Source organism: Streptomyces sp. 13-12-16, from assembly GCF_002114215.1.
GTDB lineage: Bacteria > Actinomycetota > Actinomycetes > Streptomycetales > Streptomycetaceae > Streptomyces.
Genome location: NZ_NCTE01000022.1, coordinates 1 through 2,773 on the forward strand (window position 1 = coordinate 1; position 2,773 = coordinate 2,773).

A 2,773-nucleotide genomic window follows, 5' to 3' on the forward strand; every position below is an offset into this window, starting at 1 on the left:
CCGCTGGGCCTGGGGGACGGCGGCCGCTGGCGCGGCGACCGCGGCCGACGCCGCGACGGCCACGACGAGAGCGGTCCGGTGCGCCGCCGCCGGATGGCCCGGAAAGCGTCCGGTCCGGGAATGCGGCAGAACGCGTCGCCAGTGCGCGCAGCCGGGACATTCGCAGTCGTCCGCCGGATCGATTTCCTCGAATACCGGAGACTCCATGCGATTCTCCTCACACTCCCGGTCGATTTCACCACGTCCGTGCACGACGGCCAGTTTCGCAACCGTCCTCCGCGCGCGCATGTTGACGGTCCGAATGACGTACGGGCGGCCGACCGGGCCCCGCCGGGCGTGGACCCCGGACGGCGGCCGGACGGCCGGCGGTCGGGAGCACCCGCCGGGGTCCTGTAGAGTTACGCCGTCAGCGCGCGCCGCTAGCTCAGTTGGTTAGAGCAGCTGACTCTTAATCAGCGGGTCCGGGGTTCGAGTCCCTGGCGGCGCACCGACCCGACGGGCTCCTCGTGCACACGAGGGGCCCGTCGGTTTTTGGCCGGATACCTCCTCGCGACCGTTGAACGCAACCCACTCGGCGCACGTATGCAACATCGGCCCCGTGGCTCTCCCCCACCGGCCACAATGATCCCGTATGGCCGGTGAACACCGTGTTTCGTGTCTTGCGATCATGATGGGCACCGTAGAACCTGGGTTCTTCAAGTTACTGCGGGTTCGCGGTGATTGGGGGGCAAGAAACCGGTTGCTGGTGATGCGGGATGAGGGGTCCCGCTTCATGAAGCGGTGCCGAGGGGAGCATCATGCAACCGGAACAGCGCTGTGCCGTGTCTATAAGGTGTGGGTGACGTGGTGACAGCGGTCTACCACTGATACGTCCGTGACGGTCGAGGGGGACCGGATCGGACGTAAGGAAGCGACGAAGCACGCGGCGACCGCCGTGTGTTGGGGGGATGACTCATGACGTCGACGCCGACGGGCGCCCAGAGGGACGACGACCCGTCCCAGACCACCCAGCTCAGGGTGCCCGGCCATCGGAACTGGAACACGGGCGCGTTCCGCCGGATCAAGAAGACGCTGCCGAGATACGACTACGAGCACTACAGCCGGCTCTCGGGCCCCCTCACCCAGCCCGATCCGAACAAACCGTACAAGGTGCAGTACCGCTCGCTGATCTCGCAGGAGCCGCACCGCATCCGGATCGCGCTGATGCTGGCCGCCGCCCCGGTGCTGTCGCTGGTGCTGCTGTTCTGGCTGCTCCAGCCCGCGCACTGGACCGAGCGGGACTACGTGGAGTTCGAGTGGCTGCCCGCCCTCGACGTCGTCATGCTCGTCTCGATCGGTCTGATCGAGTTCTTCCGCTGCATGAACGTGCTGTCGAACGCGCACGCCACGCTGGTCGCCCGCGACCCGATCCCGGTGGTGCCCGAGACCGGCACCCGGGTCGCCTTCCTCACCTCCTTCGTGCCCGGCAAGGAGCCGCTGGAGATGGTGACGAAGACCCTGGAGGCGGCCGTCAGGATCCGCCACCGGGGCCTGATGCACGTCTGGCTGCTCGACGAGGGCGACGACCCCGAGGTGAAGGAGGTCTGCGCGCGCCTGGGCGTGCACCACTTCTCCCGCAAGGGCGTCGCGAAGTGGAACCAGAAGAAGGGCGCGCACCGCGCGAAGACCAAGCACGGCAACTACAACGCCTGGCTGGACGCGCACGGCGACGACTACGACTACTTCGCCTCGGTCGACACCGACCACGTGCCGCTGCCGAACTACCTGGAGCGGATGCTCGGCTTCTTCCGCGACCCGGACGTCGGCTTCGTCATCGGCCCGCAGGTCTACGGCAACTACGACAACTTCGTCACCAAGGCCGCCGAGTCCCAGCAGTTCCTCTTCCACGCGCTGATCCAGCGCGCCGGCAACCGCTACGGCTCGCCGATGTTCGTGGGCACCTCCAACGCCGTGCGCATCAAGGCGCTGAAGCAGATCGGCGGCCTGTACGACTCGATCACCGAGGACATGGCCACCGGCTTCGAGATGCACCGCCACAGGAACCCGGAGACGGGGAAGAAGTGGCGCTCGGTCTACACCCCGGACGTGCTCGCGGTCGGTGAGGGCCCCAACGCCTGGACCGACTTCTTCACCCAGCAGATGCGCTGGTCGCGCGGTACGTACGAGACGATCATCGGGCAGTACTGGAAGGGCTTCTACTCGCTCCCGCCGAGCAAGCTCTTCAACTACACGATGATGATCATCTTCTATCCGATGTCGGCCCTGAACTGGATCCTGGCGGCGCTGAGCTGTGCGCTGTTCCTGGGCCTGGGCGCCTCGGGCGTGAACATCGACCCGGCGGTCTGGCTGATGCTCTACGGCAACGCCTCCGCCCTGCAGATCGGCCTGTACGTCTGGAACCGCCGGCACAACGTCTCGCCGCACGAGCCCGAGGGCTCCGGCGGTGTGGCCGGCATGGTGATGTCCGCGCTGTCGGCGCCGCTGTACGCGAAGGCGCTGATCGACTCCGTCCTGCGCAAGAAGAGCAAGTTCGTGGTCACCCCCAAGGGTGACTCGGCCAGCCCGGACACCTGGTTCGGAACCTTCCGGTACCACTGGTACTTCATCCTGATCTTCGCCGGCTCCATCGCCGCGGGCTTCGTCTACGGGCACTCGCACCCGGCGATGGTGATCTGGGCGACCTTCGCCCTGCTGATCACCGCCGCGCCGATGTTCGCCTGGCGGCACGGCATGCGGCAGGACCGGAAGAAGCCCGGCGCCCACGCCGGGGGCG

Annotated in this window: 1 protein-coding gene, 1 tRNA gene and 1 pseudogene; 2 read left to right on the forward strand and 1 reads right to left on the reverse strand. The window is 67.3% G+C overall.

Annotation, left to right across the window (positions count from 1 at the left end; all coding sequences use genetic code 11):
- A pseudogene (locus B7767_RS47215) lies at positions 1-207 on the reverse strand (hypothetical protein); the annotation flags it as partial.
- A gap of 206 nt (positions 208-413) precedes the next feature.
- Here B7767_RS47215 and B7767_RS01240 point away from each other — a divergent pair.
- Positions 414-487 (forward strand) — tRNA-Lys (locus B7767_RS01240).
- 467 nt (positions 488-954) lie between these two features.
- On the forward strand, positions 955-2,773 hold a 1,819-nt coding region (locus B7767_RS01245; RefSeq protein WP_085570444.1), incomplete at its 3' end, for a glycosyltransferase family 2 protein.